We start from the raw sequence: 24626 nt of genomic DNA on the forward strand, positions 1-24626 counted from the left end.
TAGTGACCACTATACTCAATCAGAGGGAATATCCATGCACTTCGAAAACAAAGTAGCTTTGGTGACAGGCGGCTCTTCAGGTATCGGCCTTGGCATCGCCACGCATCTCGCCCAGTTGGGTGCCCACGTCATCATCACCGGTCGCGACCCTGCGAAGCTGGCGCAAGCAGCTCAAAGTATTGGACCAAACGTCTCTTCTGTCGTTCTGGACGTCACGAATGTCGCGGAAATCGACGCGCTCTACGAAACTGTGCGGCGCGATCATGGTCGCCTCGATATTCTCGTGGCCAATGCAGGTAGCGGGCAGATCATTCCTCTTGGATCACTCACCGAAGAGTATGTCGACAGGACGTTCGATACCAACGTCAAGGGTGTCATTTTCACGGTGCAGTCGGCACTCCCGCTGATGACTTCCGGCGGCTCGATCGTGATCGTGGGCTCCACCTCGTCGATCAATCCCGCGCCTGGTCTAAGCGTCTACGGTGCATCGAAAGCCGCAGTGCGCACTCTTGTTCGAGCCTGGATCCAAGACATTAAAGGCTCCGGCGTTCGTATCAACGTGGTCAGTCCTGGCCCGGTTCACACGGAAAGCCTTGAGAACTTCTTCCCGCCAGAGCAGGCTGAAGCGGCTTTCGAATATATGAAGGGGCAGAGCATGGTCGGCCGGATCGGCACGCCGAAAGACATTGCGCATGCAGTCGCCTACCTCGCAAGCGACGAGGCGGCCTACACCAACGGCATAGAGTTATTCGTAGACGGCGGCGCCTCTCAAGTGTGACCGCATGGGCCAAGCCTTTTGCTATCGCCTCGATCTGCAGATGGATCAGCAGATCGGTGGCCCGTTCCTGAAGTGGCGATAGAAAGCTGACACGCTTATGTCTGCCAACGCTCTATCCGAATCGTGCAATTACCAGGGCTGGCGGCCGTTGCTTCCGAAGAAGCCACCGGTGGGGCCGTCATCGCCTATTAATGACATCCTAATCGCAGTCACTGCGCCTTCATCCGGCGTGAGCGCACCGACGTTGCCATTGAGGTCGGTCTGGACATTGCCGGGCTCGACCACGTTGACCTTGATGCCGAGCGGCTCAAGTTCCTTCGCGAATGCAACCGTGACGGCGCTCAACGCGACCTTCGACGTCGTGTAGTCCATGAAATTGACGCTAGAGTAAATGGACGTCGGATCGGTGATCAGGGCGAGCGAACCCACTCCGCTGCCCATCATGACGATCCGCGCTCCACCCGCCGCCTTGAGTAGCGGAAGGAACTTTTGCGTGACCCGGATCGGACCGTAGAGGTTCACCTCGAAAGTGGCCTTGATGTCCTCCATCCGGGCCTCGCTCGGCGGCAGTTTCGGGTCGATGATGATGCCCGCATTGTTCACGAGAACGTGCAGGGCGCTGGCTTCAAGCGCGACTGTATCCGCCGCGCGGTGAACGCTGCTTTCGTCGGCAACGTCAATATCGAGGAACCGGACGTCTAGTCCCTCATCGAGAAGGGTTTTGACCGCCGCTTCTCCACGGGTGCGGTCGCGCGCCCCCATCCAGACCGACATGCCTGCCTGCGCGAGCCCCCTGGCGATGGCTAAGCCGATGCCTTTGTTGGCACCGGTGACCAGGGCTTGCCGCTTTCCAGACATCACTTGGCCGCCTGTTCGACCGGGACGGCGACGTGGCGGCTGATGTCACCGAACAGGCGCGGGTCGACTTCGCGCGAAGCGTAACGCCATGCGCCGTCGTGATGCTCGAACGTGTCAACATACCGGCCAGTCACGATCGGCTGCAGCGGAAAGCCGGGAAGTTCCTGGTGGACAGTGAAATAGCTGACCGTGCTGACGCTCGTGGCGCTCTTGATATCGATAAGAACGTTCGAGACGGAGTGCCAGGTCCGCGGGGTGTCGTCCACATGATACTGGAGATTCGTGCGGAGAAAATTCGCGATGTCGTCGCGACCTGTGACATAGGTATCGATGACCTTGAACTGGGCGTGCGCGAGCAGCTCGGCGTTCGCGTCGACCTTCCCGATATCCAGGTTGTGGACATAGGCGGCGAGCAGGCGGCGAACCTCGCTCTCTATCACTAGGCGGTCGAGAGCAGTAAGCGTGGTTTCGGGAGTGGTCATAGTCTTCCTTCACAGAGTTAAAGAGATTACGTATATAGCGTGGTTGTCCTCAAGAGGCTGAAGAGTCAACGCTCGGATGGCTGCTGACAGACGACCTCAACATTGACGCCATCGGGATCCAGGACATAGGCGGCGTAGTAGTGGTCGTGATAGTGGGTGCGAATGCCCGGTGCGCCGTTATCCTCCCCACCCGCTGCCAGCGCGGCGCGATAAAACGCATCGACAATGGACCATTTTGCTGCGGCGAAGGCGATATGGAGGCCTTCGCCCGGTAGTTCGTTGTCGTGTATCCATAGCCTTGGGTAGCCCTCCATCCCAAAACCGTGCCGTGTGCCGCCGCTGCGTGTGCGGTCTGGCCCTACGGTGATGATGCGGGTGAACCCCAGCGGGGCAAGCGCCTGTTCGTAGAAGCATCGCGATACTTCCGCATCACGTACGGCGAACTCGACATGGTCAAGAATACTCATGCGTTTTTGCTCTCATCAGGTGTGTGAAGAAAGGTCTCGAAGGCCTGGCCAGACAGTTCGGCTACGGCAAGCAGGCGAGCCCTGGAGCGGCCAGCGCGCGCGCCTGCTGAGAGACCTTGCAGTGTCGTCACGACGTAATCGGCTAGTTGTTGTGCCTGGTGCGGCTGACTTCTCTTGATGTAGCCCTCGATAAAGTCCGCCGCTGCATCGCCATAGGCGTTCGCCAGTTGGCGGGCCTGAGGATCATCGGCGCGCATGCCTTCAGCCACCATGCAGCCACGCTTGGCTTTCGACTTGGTGTAGAGCCGGACGGCTTGCCGCAGTAAATCATCGATTGCTGCTGATAAGGGCCGGTCGGGCGTCAGGATCTTGTCGGCCGGCAGGTTGGCTTCTGCCACGTAGATCGCCAGGCAGCGTTCGTACAGCCCCGCCTTGTTGCCATAGGCGGCGTAGAGGCTAGGCGGGTTGATGCCCAGTGCACGGGTGAGCTCGGCAACTCCTACCGCGTCGTAGCCGCGTTCGTGAAATAGATCTTTTGCAACGGCAACGCCCGCCTCTCTGTCGAAGGGGCGTCGAGGTGAGCGTTCTGCCACACGTTCGCCAGTACCTGTATTGGATGGTTTGCTTTTCATGTTGACGATACCGATTGACTCTTTGGTTTGTAGTGGTCACTATAGCATTGCTTTAGTGACTACTACAAACTGAAAGGTGATACTGTGAAACAAGATATGAACCGTAACGTTGCTGTTGTGACCGGTGGCAGTAGTGGTATCGGGTTTGCCATCGCCAAGCGCTTGATCGATGACGGAGCCGATGTCGTGATAACGGGAAGGCGGCAGGCGGTATTGGATGAGGCCGTACACAGGCTGGGCAGCAGCGCTACGGGGATAGTGGCTGATGTCGCCAGTGCTGCGAGCTTGGCGTCTTTCTATGAGTCTGTGAAAAACCGCTTCGGACGTATCGATACCCTGGTGGCCAATGCCGGTGGCGGTAGTCATGCACCGCTTGGGCAAATCACGGAGCAACAGATCAACCAGCAGTTCTCAACCAACGTTAAAGGCGTGGTGCTGACCGTCCAGGGAGCGATGGGATTAATGGGCTCCGGTGCCAGCATCGTGATCGTTGGTTCCTCGTCCTCAATAGACCCAGGGCCAACCATGAGCATTTACGGTGGCACCAAGGCAGCCGTGCGCAACATGGTGCGCAGTTGGGTGGCGGAACTGAAGGGAACGGGTATTCGCATCAATATCCTGAGCCCTGGGCCCACCAACACGGCTTCATTGCGCGAGGCATTCGGCGAGCACGCTGAGGAAGGCATGGCGTTTCTGACAGCCAAAAGCCCGCTGGGGCGTATCGGTGAACCCGAGGAGATTGCCTCGGTCGCGGCCTTTCTGGCCAGCGATGCCGCCAGCTATGTCAACGGGGTGGAGTTGTTTGCTGATGGTGGCGCTTCACAGACATAGTGAGGCACCAGCACCGTCGGATAGAGCCATACAGTTCCTTGCTATCCTTATCTGCCATTGACTGATCTATGAGCCGAATATAAACCATAATCGGCTCAAGATATGATTTGAATAACTGAGGTGGTAAGGGAATTTGTTGATGCTGGTTAAGCAACTACCGAAGGCTTTTCGGTAGTTCATCAAGAAATAGGCGTCAGACCCGCCGTTGCCGTAACACCATCACCCCCGCCATTAAGATCATGCCCATACCCAGCCACGTCATGGCATCGGGCACTTCGCTGAATAGCAGGTAGCCCCAAAGGCTGGCAAAGATGAGGTAGGCGTAATCAAAGGTGCCGATCAACGCCGATGGGGCAATTTGATAAGCCCTTGCCACCCCGGTATTCACAATGATCAGCAGTAGGGCGTAGGCGCCCACGATCAATAACGCTTTGGCGTCTAGCGGTTGCCAACCGGCGAACAGGAATGGCGCGCGTTCAGCGAGTGTTTCTGTGCTGTTGATTGCTACCAGCACACTGAAGAGAGTGCCTGCTGCCAGGAAGGCTAGATTCAATCCCAGGGTGAGAAGTAAGGGGTGCTCCCGTTGGCAGTGGTGGCGAGTGACCAGCATGGCTAGCGCATAAAAGAGGGCGGCAAGCACGGGTAGAAGTGTGGCAGGTGTGAAGGTGTCGCCGCCAGGGCGCAACACTACCACCACGCCCAGGAAACCGCAGAGGATGCCCAGCCAGGCCTGGCGTGAAAGATGCTCGCCTGCACCAAAAGCAGCTAGCACGGCAATAAACAGCGGTGTGGTGTAAATGGCGACCGCTGCCACTGAGAGCGGAATCAGCGGCAGTGCTGCGTAGTAGGCGATCCACATCAGCAACAGAAGCAGGCTTCTTATCGCCACCCAGCGGCGTGATTTTACCCTGGGGCGAGGGCCTGGATGGCCAATGATCAATCCAAACAGTATCGGCAGCGATAGTGTTGAGGCGATGACATAGAGTTGCCATAGCGACATACTGGCACTCAGATACTTAACCAGAGCGTCGGTCAACGCCAGGAAAAAGACAGCCCCCACGATAAGGCTTATGCCCTGTAGGATATTATCTTGTGGTTCAGCGGTGGCCTTCATTGCAGCATTCCAAGTATGAATTCCGCTCTAGAATGCCGCTGCCTTTAGCAGTGCTTCAAACGACTTCTGCGTCACCATGCATGAGCTCAGATTATGGATAACTTCATCAAGTCTCTTCCACCGCTGGCTTCGCTGCGCCCCTTTGAGGCAGCCGCCAGGCTCGAAAGCTTTTCGCGTGCGGCGGATGAGCTCCACCTGACCCAGGCGGCGATCAGCCGACAGATCCGTGCGCTGGAGGAAGACCTTGGCGTAATGCTTTTCGAGCGCCGTCATCGCCGTGTGTTTCTTACCCGTGAAGGGCGTGAGTTTGGCCGTACGGTCTCCCAGGCGCTGGAAAGTATTGCTACGGGGGCTCAGGCGCTGCGCGGCGACCCAAATGATAAGCGCGTCGTGTTGTTCTGCCAGTTATGTGAAGCGTTCTATTGGCTGATGCCAAAGCTGGCTGACTTCAATCGTCGCTATCCTGACATTGAGATACAACTGGCGACGTCGACACGCCCGATTACCGAATTTAGTGGTAGCTTCGACATTGCGCTGCAAACCAACGGAAGGCCTAGCGGGAGCCATCGATTGGTGTTTACCGCCGAGGACGAGATATTTCCGGTCTGCAGCCCAGCGTACCTGAAAGGGGTCACTACGCCGTTGAGTCTCAACGCGTTGCTGAACCAGCGGCTACTGCACCACCATGCTGACCCGGCGGATTGGTTGGAGTGGGATGACTGGTTGCGTGCCATGGGGCACTTTGAACTCTCAGCAGCGGAGAGTGCTGTTTTCGATAGTTATCCGCTGCTACTGCAAGCGGCTGTCGCGGGGCACGGTATCGCCTTGGGATGGCAGCGCACGACGCAACGCTTAATTGAAAGTGGCGAACTGATCCGCCCGGTGGCCGAGAGCTTGCCCCAGCACGATGCCATCGCTCTATACACACGCCAAGGCGCACCTCAACGCGCAGGCAGCGAAGCGTTATTGGGTTGGCTGCGTGAGGTGTTGGGTGATGAGCAGACTGCTGAAACGGCAGGCTAGGCGCTAGATGAAGTGGCTGAACTGCGTATTGTATTGAAGGTAAGCGCTGATCCTTGCTTTCATTTCCGTATGCCCGCTTCACACATAAAACGAAAGGACAGTCCAAGTGACTGCCCTCTCCTGCTTGATGGCGCTCGAGGTGGCCATCGACCGTGGCTGTTTTTCACGGCTGGCGAGAGTTTCCCTTCTTTACTGACAGGCCTCCGCGACGGCATCGCCATCGGTAGAGACAGTAGGCCGCGTTCTCACGCCGACGAGCACCAGGGCGGCAGCGGCCAGCAACAGCGTGCCGGCGGTTGCAAACACGCCCAGCACGCCGCTGATATCGAACATCACGCCACCGATGGCGGCCCCCAGGGCGATTGCCAGTTGTATCGAAGCGACGATGAGACCACCGCCGCTTTCGGCTTCGTCCGGCACGACACGGGTGATCCAGGTCGACCAGGCGACTGGCACGGCGCCGAAGGCTAAGCCCCACAGCGCCACCATGACGATATCGGTGCCCATCGAGAAACCGCCCAGTGTGGCCAGCAACCAGCCCAGCACCCCCATGATCAGCGGCATCAGCAGCAGCGTCAGGCGCAGGCTACGCTCCAGCAGGTAACCCGCGGCCAGCGTGCCTACGAAGTTAGCGACTCCGAACGCCAGCAGGGTCGAGGAGAGCTCGTTGATACCCATCCGGGATATGCCTTCGAGAAACGGCCGTACATAGGTAAAGAAGGCGAAATGGCCGCAGAACACAAGCAGAAGGGCGACGATGCCGGCCGCCATGCCCGGCCGCTTGATGACGCTCACCAGCGTGCCGAGCGGCGTCGGGCGTCCGGGTGCCATCCGCGGCAGAGTGAAGTACTGCAGCACCAGCGTCAGCACCGAGAGTGCCGTCGTCAGCAGAAAAACATTGCGCCAGCCGATCATGTCGCCGAGATAGCTGCCCAACGCTGCGGCGCTGATGGTGGCAATGGGCACGCCAGCGAACAGCAACGACAGCGCGCGCGGCACGTCATGTTCCGACACCAGCCGCATGACTGTGGCGACAGATAGCGCCCAGAACCCGCCCAGCGCTACCCCGAGTAGTACCCGCCCGACCAGCAACCAGGCTAGATGCGGCGCGAATGCGACGATCAGGTTAGCGGCGATCATCAGCACGGAGAACGCCAGCAGCACGTGGCGACGGTCGAGTCGCTGTGTGACGGAGGTCACCAGTAAGCCGGCAAGCAGCGCCACCACCGCGGTGACCGTGACAGCCTGTCCGGCCTGCCCTGCGCTGATCATCAGCGAATCTGCCATCGGCGTCAGCAGGCTGGCCGGCAGAAATTCAGCCATCACTAGGCTGAACACGCCCATCGTCAGTGAAAACACGGCGGTCCAGCGCGATGGGGTCTGCGACTCGTGTGGCGAGTGTTGAGATTCGTATGCCGTCATTTCGATACTTCCGATTAAGACTTGGGATGACGCGTAGGTTAAAGTATTACCTCAAGACCCTCTATCACTATGAGTGCGGTATGTTTGATAAAACGTCCGAAAATTTCGCCACTGTCGGCCCTGAGAACAGCTCCAGCGAATGGATCAACGAATTGATGCTTGGCATGCGCTTGTCCGGGTTGAGCTATCGGCATGTCCAGGTAGCGCCACCTTTTGGCATTCTTTTCGATACCGACGCCAACTGTGCGCAGTTTCACTTTATTGCCCGGGGGGCCGTCATCCTGCGGCTCGGCGGTGAGGAACAGGTTCTGGAGACCGGCGATGCCATACTCCTGCCTCGCGGCGGCCAGCACTGCCTGCTTTCTTCGCCCGAGGTGATGAGTCGCGACATCGAACAGATCGACTCACTGCCGGTGTGTGATAACTTCAGTTGCGTCAACGAGTGCCCGGACACTGCTGATGTCGCTCCATCGGTGCGTCTATTCAGCGGCTGCATGCAGTTCGATCTCGGTGGTATGCAACCGCTGGTCTCGATGATGCCTGACGTCATGCATGTGGGGACGCTGCTGTCGCGCTATCCGGAGGTATTGCCGATGCTGGAAGCGATGGCGCGTGAAGCGAGTCTTAAACGGGCCGGTTCTGCTGGCATTCTCTCCCGGTTGGCAGATGTGGTAGCCGCCAGCATCGTGCGAGGCTGGGTTGAGTGTGGCTGCGGTGATATCGGTGGCTGGGTCGAGGCGCTGCGCGATCCGCGTCTGGGCAAAGTCATCGCCGCCGTCCACCGCGAGCCCGGGCGTGACTGGACCGTGGCCACCATGGCAGCAGAGGCGGGCAGCTCGCGCTCGGTGTTCGCCGAACGCTTCCGCAGCTCACTGGGTATCTCGCCGCTCGGCTATGTCACCCAACTGCGTATGCGCTTGGCCACGCGATGGATTGCCGAGCGGCAGCTATCCATTGATCAGATCGCCTGGCGCCTGGGCTACGGCTCTCAGGCCGCCTTTAGTCGCGCTTTCAAGCGGTCGACTGGGCAGACACCGGGAAGGTTGAAACACGGCCAAGCACCCGGTTCAAGCGTGGCACGCCTAGGCCAGTAGTAGTTTTGGCGGGTGATCGTGGTGTCGCTCGACGGTCCATCAGCTCAACAGTTTGGTGGAGGATAAAGAAATGTTGGCAGAAAATTTGAGAAACTGGGCTCAGCAAGAACGTCAGGAAGGCGAAAAGCTGGGTATTGAGAAAACAGCTCGTAATCTGCTCAAGCTGGGGGTGCTTAGTGACGAGCAAATTGCTGAAGTGACCGGCTTGGCGTTAGAGGATGTGGTTAAGTTGCGTATTGAAGGTAAGTGCTGATCGATTGCCTTCTGACCTAAGCGGCAGCCCTTGAACCTGCTCAATCTTGCCGATCCCGGTCATATCGCTCCATGGCAGGGAAAGGCGGCAGCCAATGTTCGCGGCGAATGTTCCAAAGCTCATACGTCGGTTTTAGTTGATTCGGAGCATCAAGAGCACCAAGGTGTATTTCGATTTCTTCCTCGCTTACCGAAAAAACCGACGAACCGCATGTCGAACAGAAGTAACGCCCCTGATAACTCTGCGGCTCACCTTCGATAATGACAGCTTGCTTGGGATAATCAGCAGCCGCATAGAAAAGCGCCCCATGATGCTTGCGACAATCCATACAGTGGCAAATACCTACCCGAAGCGGCTCGCCATTGGCCACGATTCTGATCTTACCGCAGAGACAGCCGCCTGTTAGTTGCACCATTGCCAATCTCCAGAAAATTCATACCTTCTGAATTCAAAGTAGGTGGCACTTTCGGTTTTGTCTTGCCGCCATCTCGTTGGTATTTAATGGCCGTCAATTTAATGGCCGTAAACTGACATAAATCGAGAATGACAGGCTTTAACACATAAGTTAATCAAGTGATCCTTTACAGGGTCGAGAATCTCTACTTGGATTAAGGAGGACGGCGCTTCATTTTATAAAGGCATTTTGTAAAGGCATTGTTAGTGGGTTTGCCAAGCGCTCTTGATAGCAATAAACCACGATCAACGGAGGTATCTGGTTTGGCTACCGATAACGCATCTCGAAGTGTGGGCGGTTGGTTTCTGCTCGTGTTCGCCATCATTCTGGTCATCCTCGGCCTGATTCTTGCCGCTGGCGGGATCTGGCTGGTGACGCTGGGAGGCTCTTGGTATTACCTCATTGCCGGTCTGGGGCTGATCATTTCGGGTGGCTTAATGGCCAGGGATTCGCTCACGGGAGTCTGGGTCTATTTCTTGGTGCTGTTCGGCACGCTAATTTGGGCCTTGTGGGAGGTGGGCTTTTCGCCATGGGAGCTGTTGCCCCGGGTATTCGGTTACATCGTCCTGGGTGTCATCGTCTTGGCGCTCCTGCCTACTCTCAAACGCCGCCAAGCGACTATATAAGGAGCGCTGCCATGTTCACGTCACTGCGAGTGCTGGCTTATGTCGTCAGCCTGTCACTGGCGACGCATGCCGTTGCCCAGAATGCCGAGGGTGAAACCGAAGCCCCTGAGGAGCCCACCTCAAGCGAGGCCCAGACACCGACCTTCTCGACGACGCCGCAGCCCAGCGATGACCCAGCGCCCGGCGATTGGGCCGCCTGGGGGCGAGAGAGCGGCGCCTCACGTCATTCGCCGCTGGATGAAATCACGCCCGACAATGTCAGCCAGTTGGAGGTTGCCTGGACCTATCGCACTGGCGATATGCCGGAAGAAGGGGAGGGCAAATACGCGCCCGAAACTACACCGCTCAAGGTTGGCGACAATCTGTATCTCTGCTCGGCCATGAACGTCATGGTCTCCCTTGATGCACGGACCGGCGAGGAGCAGTGGCGCCATGATCCCCAGGTCGATCCAGGTGCCATTCCCTATAGCGCCAGCTGCCGCGGCGTGACCTATTACGAAGTTCCTGATGCCGCCGATGACCAGCTCTGCGCAACCCGCATTATTGAGGGGACGTTGGACGCCCGATTGATTGCCGTCGATGCGCAAACGGGCGAGCTGTGCCAGGAGTTTGGTGACGGCGGTACGGTAGATCTATGGGCAGGCATCGGCGAGAAGGTGCCCGGTTGGTACTCCGTCACCGCGCCACCGGTCGTCGTCCAGGGCGTCCTGGTGACCGGTGCCCAGGTCAAGGACGGACAAGCGGAGGATGCGCCATCTGGCGTGATTCGCGGCTACGATGCCGTTACCGGTGAACTGGAGTGGGCCTGGGACATGGGCAAGCCCAATCTGGACGGGCTGCCACCCGAGGGCGAGACCTATACCCGAGGCACTCCCAACATGTGGACCACTGCTTCCTCCGATGAGGAGTTGGGTTACGTCTACCTGCCGATGGGCAACTCCTCGGTCGATTACTGGGGCGGGAACCGCAGCGAGGAGGAAAATGAATTCTCGACCTCGCTCGTCGCCATCGACGTCAACACCGGCGAACCGGTCTGGCACTTCCAGACCGTCCATTACGATGTCTGGGATTATGATCTTGGTTCGCAACCGACCCTGGTCGATTTCCCACGAGATGACGGCAGCACGGTGCCGGCGATCATTCTGCCCTCCAAACAGGGCGATATTTACGTTCTCAACCGTGAAACCGGCGAATCGCTATTTCCCGTGGAAGAGGTCGAGACGCCCACTGGCGGTGTTGAGCCAGATAACCTCTCGCCCACACAACCTAGTTCAGGTTATCACTCCCTCGCTTTCCCGAACCTAGAAGAGAAGGATATGTGGGGGATGACGCCCATTGACCAGTTGTGGTGTCGTATTCAATTCCGCCGAGCCTCCTATAAAGGCATGTACACGCCGCCGACCGTGGGTCAGCGCTTCATTCAGTACCCCGGATACAATGGCGGCAACGACTGGGGCAGTACAGCGGTGGACGCCGAGCGTGGCATCATCATTGCCAATTACAATGACATTCCCAACTTCAACCGTCTCATCCCCCGTGAAGAAGCCGAGGAACGTAATCTTCGACCCATCTATGCAGGAGGTGACAACACCGATAGCGAGTCGGATGGGCCCGCCGAAGGGGCCGGCGATCCACAAGTAGGTGCGCCTTATGCGATCGACGTCAATGCCGGCTGGCGAGCGCCGGTTACCGGCATGCCCTGTACCGCGCCTCCTTATGGCGGCATTCGCGCCATCGATCTCGCGAGCGGTGAAACGCTCTGGGATGAGCCATTGGGCACGGCACGCAAGAATGGCCCCTTCGGGATACCTTCATATATGCCTTTCAAGATCGGCACACCCAACAACGGTGGCCCTCTGCTGACAGCCAGCGGTCTGATATTCATCGCTGCCGCCACCGATGATCTGATTCGCGCCATCGACACGGAAACCGGTGAGGTGCTTTGGAACGATGTACTGCCGGCCGGTGGGCAGGCCAACCCCATAACCTATGAGGCGAATGGTCGCCAATATGTAGTCATCGGGGCCGGCGGGCATCACTTCATGGAAACACCGATAGGCGATTATGTAATCGCCTATGCGCTACCGGAAAACGGGAACTAAGATCGCTGTCTTGGCTGAGCCAGTATTCGACTGGCTCAGCTACCAGCCTGTGAGGATGAATATGGGAAGGGCTGACAAGAAATACAAGCGTCCTAACAAGCCCTCTGAATGCCCATGAGCCGAATATAAACCTTAATCGGCTCATAAAATGATCCGAATAGATGGTGCAATCAGCTCATTTATATTTGGGAACAGCGCAACTGGCCGTCTTTTTAGCCGAGCAACTGTGCACCTGCTTCATCGCCGTCCCGTTCATTTGAGTAATTTAAGGCCCATGAGAGCTAATATGGGCCTTTAAATGCTCATTCATGAGAATTGACTAAGAGAACGATGACTTCAAAGCGATTCAGGCTAGGCGCTCACAACGGTGTCTTTGCCATGCCAACACCGTGCTGAACGAACGGTACATCATAGTCGCTTAGGTGCTCGACGCTGGTTTGATGGGTGGCATCAGGCCCTGAATAAATTCGCACCATATTGATTCCTTCAGCACAAAGTTGGTGCGAATTTATGCATCGGTATGTTCGACAACCCGCAGAATCTCTCATTTTCTGAAGTGGCACGATAATTGCTTTTCCATTAAGTAAGTAAATAGTTACTTAACTCGCTCCATGAAGAGTGTTGCCTGAATGGGCGCAATGGCAAGGATCTCACTATGAAAAAGCAATTTAAGAACATGAAGCTGAAGGCTCTCGCTTGTAGTTTCGCGTTGGGCACCTTGGTACACACCGGCATGGCAAGTGCCGATATCAATATCAAATTCCACCATGATTTGCCTGAAGACAGCGCACAGCACCTAGCCGCTGAGCGTTTCAGGGACATGGTGGCTGAGCGTAGTGGCGGTGAGATTTCAGTAGAAATTTTCCCCAACAACACCCTTGGTGATGATGTCGAAGTCACCCAGCAGTTGCAGATGGGGGCTGTGGAAGCAGCGATTATTCCGACCGCCAAGCTATCGGGCTTCGTTCCTGCCATGCAGATCGTCGATCTGCCTTTCTTGTTCCCTTCTCCCGATATCGCCCACACCGTTCTTGATGGGCAGGCCGGTGATGATCTATTGGCGACTGTGGAACAGGTGGGTCTGAAGGGGGTTACTTTTTGGGAAAGTGGTTTCAAGCAATTTACCTGTGACCAACCCGTTAATGGCCCGGAAGACTTCGCAGGCCAAAAGGTACGCGTGATGCAAAGCCCTATCATCATGGAACAGTTTAAAGCGATGGGCGCTAATCCGGTACCGATTGCCTTCGGCGAAACTTACAATGCGTTGCAACAACGCATTGTCGACTGCCAGGAAAATCCGCTGGTATCAATTACACAAATGAAATTTTATGAAGTGCAGTCGGATGTGGTTATCAGCAACCACGCTTATCTAGCCTATGCATTTCTGTTTAGCCAGAGTTGGTTCGATAGCTTAAGCCCTGAAAACCAGGCGCTATTGACGGACGCTGCACGTGAAACCACCGCATTCCAGCGTGAAGAAACCGCCCGCCGTGAAGAAGGTTACATTGCCACTATCGAAGCCAGTGGCACTAACGTTAGCACTCTGGATGATGCCCAGCTGACGGCTTTCAGAGAGTCGACCGCATCGGTGCACGATGCATTTGCCAATGAAATTGGCGCAGATCTCATGGCGGAATTCCAGCAAGCGATTGCCGATACCGAATAGTCGCGCTTCACCCATTAAAGGGCTGATCGGTTATCCCGATAGCCCTTTCCTTCCCCATTGTTTTCATCGCTGGTGGAGTTCGCTATGCGCAAACTTGATCGCCTAATATCGCGTGCCGAGGAGGTTTTGATTGGCCTGCTGATTTTGTCTGCTTCGTTCATTCTTTTCGCCAACGTCATTGCACGCTATGTGTTCAACGATGGTTTTTCATGGGCCGAGGAGTTGGTGCGTTACCAAATTGTATGGATGGTGCTGCTTGGAGCAAGCGTTGCTGCGAGACAAGGGATTCATATTGGGATCGATATTTTACTCAGGTTTAGTCCTCCCCTTATGGCGAAATGGATAGAGTTGCTAGTTCATGCGATTTCTATCGCTTTCTGCCTCTTCCTGGTGTTTTACGGTATCCAGTTAACTGAGCAAACCCATCGGTTCGGCCAAGTGAGCTCTGCTCTTCAAGCGCCTATGTGGATCGTTCAGTTGGCCATTCCTGTGGGCGCTCTCTTGATGGGCATTCGCTTTACCCAGCATTTCTTCCGGATATTGCTTGGTCGAGAGCAAGCCTCTGCCCACCTTGATCAAATTGGATAAGAACATGGTCATCACATTCCTGGTGCTATTAGCTGTTTTGATGTTAGTGGGAACGCCCATCTTTATTGCGTTGGCGGGTTCTGTGGCGGTGGCAATGGGTAGTTTTAGCTATATTCCGTTGACCATTGTTGCCGAGCGCTTGTTTGCTGGATTGGATAAGTTTCCATTGATGGCGATTCCCTTTTTTATTCTCACCGGTAGTTTGATGAGTGCGGGTGGGTTATCGCAGCGTATCATCCGCTTGGCCAACTTGTTGGTGGGGCGTTTTACCGGTGGCATGGGTATGACGGCGGTATCAGCGAGTATGTTTTTTGGTGCTATTTCTGGATCGAGCCCGGCCACCGTTGTGTCTGTGGGCTCATTGCTCTATCCGGCCATGCGCAAGGAGGGATATTCCGGTCAATTTTCGATTGGCGTGCTGGTGTCTGCCGGTTCGTTGGGCATCATCATTCCCCCTTCGGTTGTGATGATCGTCTACGCAGCTGTCACTGGAGTGTCAGTGGGTGCGCTGTTCATGGCGGGGGTGGGAGCTGGTTTATTATACGCCGCTTGTTTGCTGCCTTACTGTTGGTACCGCGCCAAAAAGGACGGTGTTACTCCCTCGAAGCCGCCTAGTTGGGGCGAAGTGCTGCAGGGACTCAAAGATGCTTCGTGGGGATTAGGGGTACCTCTCGTCGTTTTGGGTGGTATTTATCTGGGTGTCTTTACCCCCACTGAGGCCGCCGCTGTATCCGTAGTATATGCACTGTTGGTTTCAGCCCTGATTTATCGTGAGAAGAGCTTTGCAGAGTTATTTCAAAGCATGATTGAAGCGGCAACCACAACGGCTCAGGTAATGATTATTCTTGCTGCTGCCTCGGTGCTGGCGTGGTTTCTTTCCAGTAATGGGTTAGCCGCGATGTTGGCTAACGCGATCCTGTCGTTATCAGAAAATCCGTATCATATCTTCCTGCTGATCAATGTGACGGTACTGATTGCCGGCATGTTCCTCGATGCTTCCTCCATCATGGTGATTCTTGCACCCCTGTTTTACACCGTGGGCATACGCGTTGGTATTGACCCTGTCCACCTGGGGGCAGTGCTGACCGTAAACGGGGCGATTGGCATGTTCACGCCGCCGTTTGGCCTCAACCTGTTTGTGGCAGGCACTATTAACGGTGTCGATTACGTCCAGGCGGTACGTGGTGCATTGCCCTTTATTGGCATTGCTCTGTTTGCCTTGATACTGCTGACCTATATTCCTGCGATCAGTATGTGGCTACCCAATATGGTGTATGGCGGCTAAACAGCCAAAATAAGGATGGTAGCAATGTCTACTAGTATAACTGCATCAGCATTGGCGCATTCCCATGAGGGGGTGGTGACCAGTCCACATACGTTGGCAACAGAGGCGGGTCTTAAGGTACTTCGTCAAGGGGGCAATGCGGTTGAAGCTGCCATCACCATGGGTGCCTGCCTAGCAGTGACGTATCCGCATTTTACCGGGCTTGGCGGCGATGCCTTCATGATCATTGCGGATGCAAACGGTGGTGTGCAATCCCTGTCAGGCATTGGCCAGGCGCCACAGGCTAAGTTGGAACTGTCTGGCCAATTGCCTGCGAGAGGGCCAGGTTCTATGTTAACGACGGCTGCCACGGTCGATACCTGGGGGCAGGCGCATGAGATTTCTCGTCAGAGCTGTGGTGGCCAAATGGGCTGGGCAGCGCTGTTAGAGCCAGCGATACAGCTAGCGAAAGAGGGCTTCCCCGTGACGCCATCGCAGCGCTTTTGGCTTGATTATCGTAGCGATGACCTGTGGATGATGCCTGGCGTACGAGAGCTCTTTATGTCAGGCGGGAAGATTCCCCGTGACGGTGAACAGCTGTGCCAGCCACAGCTGGCCGCCTCGCTGCAGTCCATTGCAACCCACGGCTACCGGGACTTCTATGAAGGGCAGTTGGGGGCGAAAATTGCCGCGGGACTGGCTGCGGCAGGGTCTCCACTCACTGGCGCTGATCTGGCGGCTACCCGAGCACGAATCGAAAAGCCGTTGTCTGTTCCCTACCGGGGTGGGGAGCTGTTGGCCCATCGTCCCCCAACCCAGGGTATGACGACTCTAGAGATAATGGGTATCCTGGCGCGTTTTGATCTCTCCAGGATCGAAGAGGGCAGCGCCGATTATTACCATCTGCTGGTGGAAGCGGTAAAGCGCGCTTTCCTGGATCGTAATAGCTACTTGGCTGATCCCGACTTCGCGTCGGTGCCTTGTGAAAGGTTGCTATCGCCTGCCCATCTTGATGCTGAAGCGGCAAAAGTGGAGGCGGGAAAAGCATTGGATTGGCCCTTCGCTTACCAGCATGGCGATACGGTTTATCTGGCAGCAGCTGATCGTTTCGGGAATGCCGTCTCCATGCTGCAGACGATTTATTACGATTGGGGCAGTGGTGTCAGTGTCGGTGATACGGGGATTTTATGGCATAACCGTGGTGCCGCGTTCAGTCTTGATCCTGCTCATCCAAATGCGCTTGCCCCCGGAAAGCGTCCTTTCCATACCCTTAATCCGGGTATGTATCGTGTCGATGGAAAGCCTCGTTTACTTTACGGTACTCAAGGCGCTGATGGACAGCCGCAAACCCTCGCTGCCGTGCTGACGCGCTTGATAGACTATGGCATGGATCCGCTCAGTGCGCTTAAAGCGCCGCGTTTTCTACTGGGACGAACCTTTTCCGATGGCAGTGACACCTTAAAACTGGAGCAGGATGCGGGAGATGCTGTCTTCGCTGAATTGAGTCAGCGTGGTCATCAGATGAGTCCGCTACCCGCACAAAGTGCCCTGGCTGGCCACCCTGGCGCCGTCGTTATCGACCCGACGAAAGGCTTTTACGCGGCTCATGATCCTCGCAGCGATGGCATCGCGTTAGGGCTCTAGCACCTATAGAAACAAGGATGTGTACATGACAAAAAGCGATACGCTCGATGTGAAACAGAGTGCCCGTACCCGGGGTAAAATCCGCCGCAATGCTCATGAAACGCGCGAGCGCCTGCTTCAAGCGGCGACTCAAGAGTTTTCCGAGCGCGGCTACGATGGCGCTCGCATGGAGCGCATCGTGCGTGCCGCCGATTGTAATGTGCGTATGGTGTATCACTACTTCGATGATAAGGAAGGTCTTTATCTGGCTGTTCTCGAGCGTGTTTATGAGGAGTTGCGCGCCAAGGAGCAGGCACTCAATCTAAGCTATCTTGAACCAGTTGCAGGTATGCGCGCGTTGGTTGAATTCACCTTCGATCATATGGCCGAGCATCCCGAGTTCACCAGTTTGGTACGCAATGAGAATCTGTTGGGTGGGCGCATGCTGCGCAAATCGAGTAAAGTCGTCCAGCAAACGACGCCGCTCGTAGGCATGATCCGGGATACCCTAAAGCGAGGGGAAGCAGCAAGGTTATTTCGCTCGGCTGTAGACCCTACCCAGCTCTACATTTCGATTCTTTCGCTATCAATCATTCATATTAATCAACGCGACACGCTATCCATCATCTTCGAGCAGGATCTGGCTGCCCCAGATTGGTTGAGTGAGCGGCGTGCCCATGCGGTCGAAGTAATACTTTCCTATCTATGTGTTGAGTCCCGGGCGATCAAATAAGCGATAGGGGCTATCTGTTTAGCTACTTGCCCATCTGTATAAGCTCACGCCAGCAAACTAAGCCAGCGCCGCCGCTTTTTTCCTACTAACGATTAGCCGCCCGAACAAAAGCGCTGGGGGATTGGCCGAGCACCTTGCGAAACATGCTGGAGAAAGCGGCAGGGCTGTCGTAGCCGAGTTCCAACGCGGTTCGGGTAACGGAATTGCCGGAGAGCAGCCTGGGAATCGCCGCCATTAGGCAGGCCTGCTGGCGCCATACGCCAAAGGAGAGTCCGGTCTGCTGACGGAATAGACGATTGAAGGTGCGTTGACTGCAATGCAACTGCCGCGCCCACTCTTCGGGAAGGGTATGAATGCTCGGTTGGCCGAGAAACGCTCTGCACAGGCTAGCGAGTGGAAGGTCATGGGGCAGGGGCGCAAACAGTGGCAGGGCCTGAGCCTGTTCCAGTTCGCATAGGAGTAGTTGAGCCAGGGCACCGTCGCGGCCATTTTCATCATAGAGTGCGGGGATGTGGGCGGAAGCCAGCAGCAGGTGATGCAGGAGAGGCGTCACGACCAGCACCTCGCAGTTGTGCGATGTGCGTGGCGCAATGTGGGGCTCGATATACAGGCTTCGGGTGCTCACCCCGTTCATACGCACTTGGTGCCGCTTGTCCGCAGGTAGCCAGACGCCGCTATAGGGCGGCACCATCCAGGTGCCGTCATCCGTGTTCACCTCCATCACGCCGGTCATGCCATAGAGAAACTGGGCACGGCGATGGGTATGAAAGTCGAGGAGGGTGCCGGGGCGGTAATCAGTGCCGATGGCCACCATGGGCCGTGCTACATGATCCACATCTGACAGGGGCGTATTGAGCATTAGCGTTAACCTGGCTGAAACGCGTTGATGGTCTGTGCTGCTTTCCTGTCCACATGGCGCCACCACCAACGGCAGACCGTGCAATGGCACGGTGGGCTCATGGCTCGGGATCCGCTTGGCGTCGTGATGGATCTGGCGCATTCTTGATCGCATTCATACTAGGGCGTCCTGTTACTGCTGACGGTAGTGCTGGTGGTGATAGTCGTCATGCGTGATTCCAAGTAATCTCAGCTCACATGTGTACAAGAACCTTGCCTATAACGCTGGACGATTCCAATGCCTCGTGAGCATCCGCTACGTTCCGCAAAGGCATGTTTAAACCAATTTTTGGCGAGTAGTATCCGGCCTCAAGGCACGAGTTGATATCCGCTATAGCAGCTTGTTTCAACTCATCGGGTACATTGTAGATATACACGAAACGGAAGACACAGCCATGCATCATGGCCTTCAATAATGGAATGGAAAGCTCATCCATCGCATTGGCGGTTGCATAGGCGCTTATAACCCCTCCTTGGGACAAACAGGCCAAGTTAATGTCAAGATTGGGCTTCAAAGCGACATCGACAATATGGTCAACGCCGAGTCCTTCTGTGGCTTCTAAAACAATACTCGCAACATCTGCCGACTTTCGGTCGATCACTAGATCTGCGCCATTTTCTTCGGCTACGGTGGCTTGTTCAGTGCTCATCACCGTTGTTGAAACCCATGCGCCGGCCCACTTTGCCAATAGAATTGCTGCTGTTCCGACCACTCCGGCTCCGCCATGAATCAGCACTCGTCGGCCTTTAAGACTGCCATCAGAAAACAGGCAGCGGTGAGCTGTTAGCGCCGGAATCCCAAGCGAAGCACCTACTTCAAATGAGGTCGTATCCGGCAAGTGAACCGCCTGACGCGCAGGAACCACAACGAACTCTGCTGCCGTGCCTGTCGCTCGACCGTATTGTGCTTCGTATACCCAAACCCGCTCGCCGAGCCTATCCGGTGGCACGTTCGCGCCAACGGCATCAATAACCCCTGCGCCATCTTGATGGGGAATGATGCGCGGATAAGGCATTTCTGCGGAGAAACCAGTTCGCGCCTTGACATCGGTTGGGTTGAGTCCGGAAACATGAATGCGGACGCGCACCTCGTCTGACCCTGGTTCTGGTGTCGGCAATTCACCGACTTTCAGCACATCACGAGCGCTGCCTTGGGCTTCATAGTAAGCTGCTTTCATCAGGGTGCTCCATCAAGCTTTTCAGGTAAAAGGGTGCAGCACAGCACTAGCCGCTGCGGAAGAGATATTCTAGATACTAGGGGTGAAATTGAAAAGTAGGCACTGATTTGATATATAGGGATATATTTTATACTAATGGCGGGTGTATAACGGATGAAGAAGCAAGAAGCTCGTGAGTATCGGTGCACTGTTGAAGCGACCGTTGCTGTTGCTGGCGGCAAATGGAAACCGCTGATCATTTACTATCTACTCAGCGGAACCAAACGATTTGGAGAGCTTCGCAAGCTTATCGGTGGCGTTACGCAACGGTCGTTGACATTGCAACTTCGAGAGCTTGAATCGCACGGTATTATCTCTCGAGAAGTGTTTGCCGAAGTTCCCCCACGTGTCGAATATTCGCTTACCGAGCTTGGGCTGACTCTGGCCCCTGTGCTCAACGCCATGAAAGAGTGGGGAGATAGCTATCTCTCTTGGCAAGACACCAACAGCAATAATACTCATATTAACTAACAGCCTCTTTTAAGCTTGGTAATTGATATGGTCAATCTGTGCTCCTTAATCAGTGCCGATGGCCACCACGGGCCGTGCGACATGATCCACATCTGAAAGCGGCGTATTAAGCATTAGCGTTAACCTGGCTGAAACGCGGTGATGGTTGTCCGAATGACGAATGTCGGCCAAGCCTCGCCAGCATATAGTGCCTGCTGTTTCGTTTCATCAGGAGAGTGCCGGTGTATAGCGTATTGCTTCTTTGTGGCGGGGTGGCGGGAGTGACCACCGTATTGTTCGGTTTCGGTGGCGGGTTCGTGGTGGTTCCCTTGCTGTATACCCTGCTGATTGCCGTCCATGGGTCGGATAGTGGTATCGGCCAAGCGGCCATGCATATCGCGGTGGCTACCTCGACGGCATTGATGGTATTTGCGGCTTCCCTGTCCACGTGGCGCCACCACCAACGGCAGACTGTGCAATGGCACTTGGTGCGTCCGCTGGTGGGCTATATCGCCGTGGGCGCTGTGCTAGGCGCAGCGGCGGCCGTGTCGTTAAGTGGCGATTGGGTGCGCTGGGCGTTCATTGGTTATTTAGTCCTCACGATTGCGGATGCCATTTTGCGGCCCGGTTTTCTGCATCAGTCAGGGAGTGATGTGCGTCCTATGGGGCGTGGAGTAACGGCGATGACGGGGACATTGATTGGTGCGGTGGCCGCCCTGCTGGGCGTTGGCGGCAGCGTGATGACCGTACCGCTCATGCGTCGGAGAGGCGCGAGCATGACGGCAGCCACTGCTATGGCCAATCCGTTGTCGTTGCCCATGGCGGTGAGTGGCACCGCGACGTATGTGTTGCTGTCGGCAAATCACCCGGCGTTGGGGGACTGGTATGCCGGTTATGTGGATCTGCGCGCCTTGCTGGTACTCGCAGTGGGCTCATGGCTCGGTATTCGCCTGGCGTCGACCTGGATCGGGCGCATCCCTGACCGTATTCATGCCAGGGTGTACTTGCTATTGCTGACCATGGTGCTGGTGGTGATGGTTGTCATGCATTAACACAGGCCATAGTCCAGAGATGAGTGAAGGTGGGGCGCTGCATCACGTGCGCTTCGAAGTAAATGTAGGTATTTCCTCACAGGTATTTCCACCATGACGCATGCTTGCGCCTCCGTTATAGAGGTTGTGAGTGTGGTGGCTGGCTCATGGGCCCCGTCATGAAGTCGACGAAGGCTCTCAACGCGCTGGGCATGTGCTCGCGATGAGGATAGTAGAGATAGAACCCTGGGATCGATGGCATCCATGAGGACAGGACTCGCACCAACTCACCGCTGTCAAAATGGGCTTGCAGGTGATTCTCGGGCAAATAGGCGAGTCCGGTGCCTTCCAGAGCCGCCGTGGCAATCAGGCTGGTGTCATTGATGGTCAATACGTGGCGCACCTGTAGATCGAAACATCTATCGTCCTCCTGAAAAGTCCAAGCGTACAAGGCATTCGAGGCGCTCCAGCGGTAGTTGATGCAGACGTGGTCGTGAAGATCGGCCGGCACTTCCGGTGGCGGGCGCCGAGCAAAGTAGCTTGGTGAACCCACTACGGCCATATCAAGGGCCGGCGTCAGTTGTCTGGCGACCATATCCTGTTGCAAGCGCTCGCCCGAGCGAATACCCGCGTCGAAGCCTTGCGAGACGATATCGGTCAGTGTGTCATCGATGACGAGATCTACATTGATATCAGGATAGTGCTCCAGGAAGGCATGAAGTTGTGGCATTAGCACCAGCTGTGCTGCGATGCGGGGCAAATTGATCCTGATCGTGCCTTGCGGTGAGGCCTGAAACGCTGCCGACTCATGAACGGCCTGCCGGATGTCCATGATGGCTGGCTCCACACGCTGTAGTAGACGTTCACCCGCCTGAGTGAGCGATACGCTACGGGTGGTTCGACTCAAGACTCGTACGCCCAGACGCGTCTCCAGCGAGCGGATGGTGTGACTCACTGCCGATGGCGACATTCCCAGGCGTAACGCAGCACGACGGAAACTCTGCGATCTGGCCACCTCCATGAACGCGATGAGCTCGGCAATCTCCTTTCCATTCATATTGATGTCTCTCATTCATCACTACGTGTTGATTGGTGCGTATTATAGTACACGCGCCGTCGTGGGATAGTTCCGACACGCTGTCGACATCCGTCGGCACGACTCGATGGAGCTAACATGATGAAAGAGATAAGGCGTTGGGAGATGGACGCGATCGGTCGTGGAAGACTGAAAATGGCCACCCGCGAGAAGCCGCGTCCCGCGGCGGGGGAGGTGCTGGTCAGGGTGGCAGCCGTCTCGCTCAACTACCGCGACAAGATGGTAATCGAAAGCGGCAGAGGACTGTCGTTGACTTACCCCTTCACTCCCGGTTCCGACATGGCTGGCACCATCGTCGAACTGGGGGAGCAAGTGGATGGGTTTGACGAAGGAGATCGTGTCATCTCCGTGTTCACGCCTGACTGGATCGATGGACGTCGACCTGGTAACGCGCGAACACCGGCTTACCGCACCTTGGGAGGTTTCTATCCCGGTGTGCTGAGCGAATACGTTGCCATTCCTGCCGCATGGGTGGTTCATGCGCCGCGCTCTCTGAATGATCTCCAGGCAAGTACATTGCCCTGCGCTGGACTCACCGCCTGGTTCGCGCTCGTCGAGAGATCCGGTGTCAAAGCTGGCGATCGGGTGCTGATTCCGGGGACAGGCGGGGTGGCGCTATTCGGTTTGCTCATTGCGAAGATGAGCGGGGCAGAGGTGATCGTTGCCACCCAACCGTCTAAAGGCGAGCGAGTGCTGGCGCTGGGTGCTGATCACTGGGTGGATCGTTCCCGCGACGACTGGATGGAAGCCGTGTACGCGCTGACTGACGATGAGGGCGTGGATCACGTGCTCGACGTGGTCGGTGGCGATAATCTCGGCGTTTCAGTCCAACTGGCCGCCGTCGGTGGGCACGTATGCCAGATCGGGGCGTTGGCAGGATTCGATATCGCATCCCCGGCCATGCCTTTGATGCTAAAGGACGTCACGATTCACGGTATTGGCACAGGCAGTCGACGAGCGCTGGAACGCTTCGTGCGGGCGGTAGATCAAGCTCGGCTTGAGCCGGTCATTGATGCACGTTATTCCCTCGCCGAGCTGCCTCAGGCACTGGATCATCTGGATCAAAGGCCATTTGGCAAGATCGTGATCGACGTGCATGACGATTGAGATCAGTGCGGTGGAGCGCTGGTCTATGAAGCCGATGCGATCATGTGGTTCGAATGACGAATGTCGGCCAAACCTCGCCAAGATATAGTGCCTTCTGTTTCGCTTCATCAGGATTGTGTCGGTGTATAGCCTATTGCTTCTTTGTGGAGGAGTGGCAGAAGTAACCACCGCGTTGTTCGGTTTCGGTTGTGGGTTTGTAGAAGTTGCTTTACTGCTTCCCTGTCGGCATGGAGCATCACTAACGACAGATCGTGCAATGGTACCTAGTGCGTCCGCTGGGCGTTGTCGGCAGCGTGATGACTACACAGCTTATGCAACGTATGTGTGACTAACGGAAAATCACCCATGGAGACTGGTATGCCGGTTATGTGGATCTGCGCGCCTTGCTGTTACTCGCAGTGGGCTCATGGCTCGGTATTCGCCTGGCGTCGACCTGGATTGGGCGCATTCCTGACCGTATTCATGCCAGGGTGTACCTGCTATTGCTGACCATGGTGCTGGTGGTGATGGCTTTTGTAGGTTGAAGCGCCCACTTTTGCTAGGCAGATTTATTTGGCAGAACCAGGGTAATATTTAGCTGTATAAATAAGCAGCTTTTATGCTAAGGTTTACTTAATCTCTAATGGCGGGCGCGCTGGAGTCTCTCTTTTAGTATGGAAAGATGAGTACTGCTGGATTGACCACTGCTGGATTGAGTGCTGCTTGCTTGGGAGGTGCTTGTTTTGAAGATGCTTGTTTTGGAGATGCAAGGCGCTTTATGTAAACCTGGGAGGCAACACTCATGAATGATCAGCAAATACAGATATTCACCAGCGAAG

The 24626-nt window shown here is 56.0% G+C and carries 26 protein-coding genes; 16 read left to right on the forward strand and 10 right to left on the reverse strand.

Going from position 1 to position 24626, the window contains the following annotated elements; genetic code table 11:
• The first annotated feature begins 34 nt into the window (after positions 1–34).
• On the forward strand, positions 35–778 hold the full coding sequence (locus tag CXF87_RS20125; RefSeq protein WP_008957854.1) for an SDR family NAD(P)-dependent oxidoreductase: 744 nt from the start codon (positions 35–37) through the stop codon (positions 776–778).
• Between the two features lie 129 nt (positions 779–907).
• Here CXF87_RS20125 and CXF87_RS20130 read toward each other — a convergent pair whose 3' ends face one another.
• From CXF87_RS20130 to CXF87_RS20145, 4 genes are all read right to left on the reverse strand, one after another.
• Positions 908–1636, reverse strand: coding sequence for an SDR family NAD(P)-dependent oxidoreductase (locus CXF87_RS20130; RefSeq protein ID WP_101147952.1), 729 nt, complete (start codon positions 1634–1636; stop codon positions 908–910).
• The gene (locus CXF87_RS20135) at positions 1636–2118 is read right to left on the reverse strand and encodes a nuclear transport factor 2 family protein (RefSeq protein ID WP_101147953.1); all 483 of its coding nucleotides are present in this window, start codon (positions 2116–2118) and stop codon (positions 1636–1638) included. Before CXF87_RS20135 ends, CXF87_RS20130 begins: the two co-directional genes overlap by 1 nt.
• Positions 2119–2183: 65 nt before the next feature.
• Entirely contained in the window at positions 2184–2585 is a 402-nt protein-coding gene (locus CXF87_RS20140; protein ID WP_008957851.1) for a VOC family protein, read from the reverse strand.
• Positions 2582–3217 (reverse strand): TetR/AcrR family transcriptional regulator, encoded by a 636-nt coding sequence (locus CXF87_RS20145; protein ID WP_008957850.1) that lies wholly within the window; start codon positions 3215–3217, stop codon positions 2582–2584. Before CXF87_RS20145 ends, CXF87_RS20140 begins: the two co-directional genes overlap by 4 nt.
• Positions 3218–3301: 84 nt before the next feature.
• Here CXF87_RS20145 and CXF87_RS20150 point away from each other — a divergent pair, with 84 nt between their 5' ends.
• Positions 3302–4048 (forward strand): SDR family NAD(P)-dependent oxidoreductase, encoded by a 747-nt coding sequence (locus CXF87_RS20150; RefSeq protein ID WP_198556153.1) that lies wholly within the window; start codon positions 3302–3304, stop codon positions 4046–4048.
• A gap of 193 nt (positions 4049–4241) precedes the next feature.
• Here CXF87_RS20150 and CXF87_RS20155 read toward each other — a convergent pair whose 3' ends face one another.
• Positions 4242–5162, reverse strand: a complete 921-nt coding sequence (locus CXF87_RS20155) for a DMT family transporter (RefSeq protein ID WP_101147954.1) — start codon at positions 5160–5162, stop codon at positions 4242–4244.
• 93 nt (positions 5163–5255) lie between these two features.
• On the opposite strand from CXF87_RS20155, the gene CXF87_RS20160 reads away from it, so the two are divergent.
• The gene (locus CXF87_RS20160) at positions 5256–6185 is read left to right on the forward strand and encodes a LysR substrate-binding domain-containing protein (protein WP_101147955.1); all 930 of its coding nucleotides are present in this window, start codon (positions 5256–5258) and stop codon (positions 6183–6185) included.
• A gap of 189 nt (positions 6186–6374) precedes the next feature.
• Here CXF87_RS20160 and CXF87_RS20165 read toward each other — a convergent pair whose 3' ends face one another.
• Entirely contained in the window at positions 6375–7607 is a 1233-nt protein-coding gene (locus tag CXF87_RS20165; protein WP_101147956.1) for an MFS transporter, read from the reverse strand.
• A gap of 80 nt (positions 7608–7687) precedes the next feature.
• Between CXF87_RS20165 and CXF87_RS20170 the strand changes: the two genes are divergently transcribed.
• Together CXF87_RS20170 and CXF87_RS20175 are read left to right on the forward strand one after the other, a co-directional pair.
• Positions 7688–8701, forward strand: a complete 1014-nt coding sequence (locus CXF87_RS20170; RefSeq protein ID WP_101147957.1) for an AraC family transcriptional regulator — start codon at positions 7688–7690, stop codon at positions 8699–8701.
• Positions 8702–8771: 70 nt separating this feature from the next.
• Positions 8772–8954 (forward strand): hypothetical protein, encoded by a 183-nt coding sequence (locus CXF87_RS20175; protein ID WP_101147958.1) that lies wholly within the window; start codon positions 8772–8774, stop codon positions 8952–8954.
• Positions 8955–8994: 40 nt separating this feature from the next.
• On the opposite strand, the gene CXF87_RS20180 is transcribed toward CXF87_RS20175, so the two are convergent.
• Positions 8995–9369 (reverse strand): GFA family protein, encoded by a 375-nt coding sequence (locus tag CXF87_RS20180; RefSeq protein WP_101147959.1) that lies wholly within the window; start codon positions 9367–9369, stop codon positions 8995–8997.
• A 302-nt stretch (positions 9370–9671) separates the two neighbouring features.
• Between CXF87_RS20180 and CXF87_RS20185 the strand changes: the two genes are divergently transcribed.
• From CXF87_RS20185 to CXF87_RS20215, 7 genes are all read left to right on the forward strand, one after another.
• On the forward strand, positions 9672–10034 hold the full coding sequence (locus CXF87_RS20185; RefSeq protein WP_101147960.1) for a glucose dehydrogenase: 363 nt from the start codon (positions 9672–9674) through the stop codon (positions 10032–10034).
• An 11-nt stretch (positions 10035–10045) separates the two neighbouring features.
• Positions 10046–12136, forward strand: coding sequence for a pyrroloquinoline quinone-dependent dehydrogenase (locus CXF87_RS20190; protein ID WP_101147961.1), 2091 nt, complete (start codon positions 10046–10048; stop codon positions 12134–12136).
• A gap of 655 nt (positions 12137–12791) precedes the next feature.
• The gene (locus CXF87_RS20195; RefSeq protein WP_101147962.1) at positions 12792–13802 is read left to right on the forward strand and encodes a TRAP transporter substrate-binding protein; all 1011 of its coding nucleotides are present in this window, start codon (positions 12792–12794) and stop codon (positions 13800–13802) included.
• Positions 13803–13886: 84 nt separating this feature from the next.
• Positions 13887–14390 (forward strand): TRAP transporter small permease, encoded by a 504-nt coding sequence (locus tag CXF87_RS20200; RefSeq protein ID WP_101147963.1) that lies wholly within the window; start codon positions 13887–13889, stop codon positions 14388–14390.
• Between the two features lie 4 nt (positions 14391–14394).
• A complete protein-coding gene (locus CXF87_RS20205) occupies positions 14395–15675 on the forward strand; it encodes a TRAP transporter large permease (RefSeq protein ID WP_101147964.1) in 1281 nt (426 codons plus the stop codon).
• Positions 15676–15699: 24 nt separating this feature from the next.
• The gene (gene ggt / locus CXF87_RS20210; protein ID WP_232774975.1) at positions 15700–17298 is read left to right on the forward strand and encodes a gamma-glutamyltransferase; all 1599 of its coding nucleotides are present in this window, start codon (positions 15700–15702) and stop codon (positions 17296–17298) included.
• A 25-nt stretch (positions 17299–17323) separates the two neighbouring features.
• Positions 17324–18010, forward strand: coding sequence for a TetR/AcrR family transcriptional regulator (locus tag CXF87_RS20215; RefSeq protein WP_101147966.1), 687 nt, complete (start codon positions 17324–17326; stop codon positions 18008–18010).
• 85 nt (positions 18011–18095) lie between these two features.
• On the opposite strand, the gene CXF87_RS20220 is transcribed toward CXF87_RS20215, so the two are convergent.
• A complete protein-coding gene (locus CXF87_RS20220; protein WP_232774976.1) occupies positions 18096–19010 on the reverse strand; it encodes an AraC family transcriptional regulator in 915 nt (304 codons plus the stop codon).
• A gap of 91 nt (positions 19011–19101) precedes the next feature.
• Complete coding sequence (locus CXF87_RS20230) at positions 19102–20085, reverse strand: NADPH:quinone reductase (protein ID WP_008957831.1); 984 nt, start codon at positions 20083–20085, stop codon at positions 19102–19104.
• A gap of 153 nt (positions 20086–20238) precedes the next feature.
• Here CXF87_RS20230 and CXF87_RS20235 point away from each other — a divergent pair, with 153 nt between their 5' ends.
• Both CXF87_RS20235 and CXF87_RS20245 read left to right on the forward strand, forming a co-directional pair.
• On the forward strand, positions 20239–20595 hold the full coding sequence (locus tag CXF87_RS20235; protein ID WP_008957830.1) for a winged helix-turn-helix transcriptional regulator: 357 nt from the start codon (positions 20239–20241) through the stop codon (positions 20593–20595).
• A gap of 221 nt (positions 20596–20816) precedes the next feature.
• A complete protein-coding gene (locus CXF87_RS20245; RefSeq protein ID WP_101147967.1) occupies positions 20817–21626 on the forward strand; it encodes a sulfite exporter TauE/SafE family protein in 810 nt (269 codons plus the stop codon).
• A 115-nt stretch (positions 21627–21741) separates the two neighbouring features.
• Here CXF87_RS20245 and CXF87_RS20250 read toward each other — a convergent pair whose 3' ends face one another.
• The gene (locus tag CXF87_RS20250) at positions 21742–22677 is read right to left on the reverse strand and encodes a LysR family transcriptional regulator (RefSeq protein WP_332870677.1); all 936 of its coding nucleotides are present in this window, start codon (positions 22675–22677) and stop codon (positions 21742–21744) included.
• Between the two features lie 159 nt (positions 22678–22836).
• On the opposite strand from CXF87_RS20250, the gene CXF87_RS20255 reads away from it, so the two are divergent.
• Both CXF87_RS20255 and CXF87_RS22205 read left to right on the forward strand, forming a co-directional pair.
• Positions 22837–23808, forward strand: a complete 972-nt coding sequence (locus tag CXF87_RS20255; RefSeq protein WP_269801120.1) for a zinc-dependent alcohol dehydrogenase family protein — start codon at positions 22837–22839, stop codon at positions 23806–23808.
• A 383-nt stretch (positions 23809–24191) separates the two neighbouring features.
• Positions 24192–24332, forward strand: coding sequence for a hypothetical protein (locus CXF87_RS22205; protein ID WP_232774978.1), 141 nt, complete (start codon positions 24192–24194; stop codon positions 24330–24332).
• The last annotated feature ends 294 nt before the right edge of the window (positions 24333–24626 follow it).

It is taken from the genome of Halomonas sp. MES3-P3E, from assembly GCF_002836035.1.
Taxonomy (GTDB): domain Bacteria; phylum Pseudomonadota; class Gammaproteobacteria; order Pseudomonadales; family Halomonadaceae; genus Vreelandella; species Vreelandella arctica.

Bases quoted from the DNA above. Each gene is read 5' to 3' on its own strand.
- CXF87_RS20125 (WP_008957854.1), top strand. From the start codon at position 35: ATGCACTTCGAAAACAAAGTAGCTTTGGTGACAGGCGGCTCTTCAGGT.
- CXF87_RS20170 (WP_101147957.1), top strand. From the start codon at position 7,688: ATGTTTGATAAAACGTCCGAAAATTTCGCCACTGTCGGCCCTGAGAAC.
- CXF87_RS20230 (WP_008957831.1), bottom strand. From the start codon at position 20,085: ATGAAAGCAGCTTACTATGAAGCCCAAGGCAGCGCTCGTGATGTGCTG.
- CXF87_RS20140 (WP_008957851.1), bottom strand. From the start codon at position 2,585: ATGAGTATTCTTGACCATGTCGAGTTCGCCGTACGTGATGCGGAAGTA.
- CXF87_RS20135 (WP_101147953.1), bottom strand. From the start codon at position 2,118: ATGACCACTCCCGAAACCACGCTTACTGCTCTCGACCGCCTAGTGATA.
- CXF87_RS20130 (WP_101147952.1), bottom strand. From the start codon at position 1,636: ATGTCTGGAAAGCGGCAAGCCCTGGTCACCGGTGCCAACAAAGGCATC.
- CXF87_RS20235 (WP_008957830.1), top strand. From the start codon at position 20,239: ATGAAGAAGCAAGAAGCTCGTGAGTATCGGTGCACTGTTGAAGCGACC.
- CXF87_RS20190 (WP_101147961.1), top strand. From the start codon at position 10,046: ATGTTCACGTCACTGCGAGTGCTGGCTTATGTCGTCAGCCTGTCACTG.
- CXF87_RS20160 (WP_101147955.1), top strand. From the start codon at position 5,256: ATGGATAACTTCATCAAGTCTCTTCCACCGCTGGCTTCGCTGCGCCCC.
- CXF87_RS20145 (WP_008957850.1), bottom strand. From the start codon at position 3,217: ATGAAAAGCAAACCATCCAATACAGGTACTGGCGAACGTGTGGCAGAA.
- CXF87_RS20165 (WP_101147956.1), bottom strand. From the start codon at position 7,607: ATGACGGCATACGAATCTCAACACTCGCCACACGAGTCGCAGACCCCA.
- ggt (WP_232774975.1), top strand. From the start codon at position 15,700: ATGTCTACTAGTATAACTGCATCAGCATTGGCGCATTCCCATGAGGGG.
- CXF87_RS20155 (WP_101147954.1), bottom strand. From the start codon at position 5,162: ATGAAGGCCACCGCTGAACCACAAGATAATATCCTACAGGGCATAAGC.
- CXF87_RS20220 (WP_232774976.1), bottom strand. From the start codon at position 19,010: ATGCGCCAGATCCATCACGACGCCAAGCGGATCCCGAGCCATGAGCCC.
- CXF87_RS20200 (WP_101147963.1), top strand. From the start codon at position 13,887: ATGCGCAAACTTGATCGCCTAATATCGCGTGCCGAGGAGGTTTTGATT.
- CXF87_RS20215 (WP_101147966.1), top strand. From the start codon at position 17,324: ATGACAAAAAGCGATACGCTCGATGTGAAACAGAGTGCCCGTACCCGG.
- CXF87_RS20175 (WP_101147958.1), top strand. From the start codon at position 8,772: ATGTTGGCAGAAAATTTGAGAAACTGGGCTCAGCAAGAACGTCAGGAA.
- CXF87_RS20250 (WP_332870677.1), bottom strand. From the start codon at position 22,677: ATGAGAGACATCAATATGAATGGAAAGGAGATTGCCGAGCTCATCGCG.
- CXF87_RS20195 (WP_101147962.1), top strand. From the start codon at position 12,792: ATGAAAAAGCAATTTAAGAACATGAAGCTGAAGGCTCTCGCTTGTAGT.
- CXF87_RS20255 (WP_269801120.1), top strand. From the start codon at position 22,837: ATGGCCACCCGCGAGAAGCCGCGTCCCGCGGCGGGGGAGGTGCTGGTC.
- CXF87_RS20205 (WP_101147964.1), top strand. From the start codon at position 14,395: ATGGTCATCACATTCCTGGTGCTATTAGCTGTTTTGATGTTAGTGGGA.
- CXF87_RS20180 (WP_101147959.1), bottom strand. From the start codon at position 9,369: ATGGTGCAACTAACAGGCGGCTGTCTCTGCGGTAAGATCAGAATCGTG.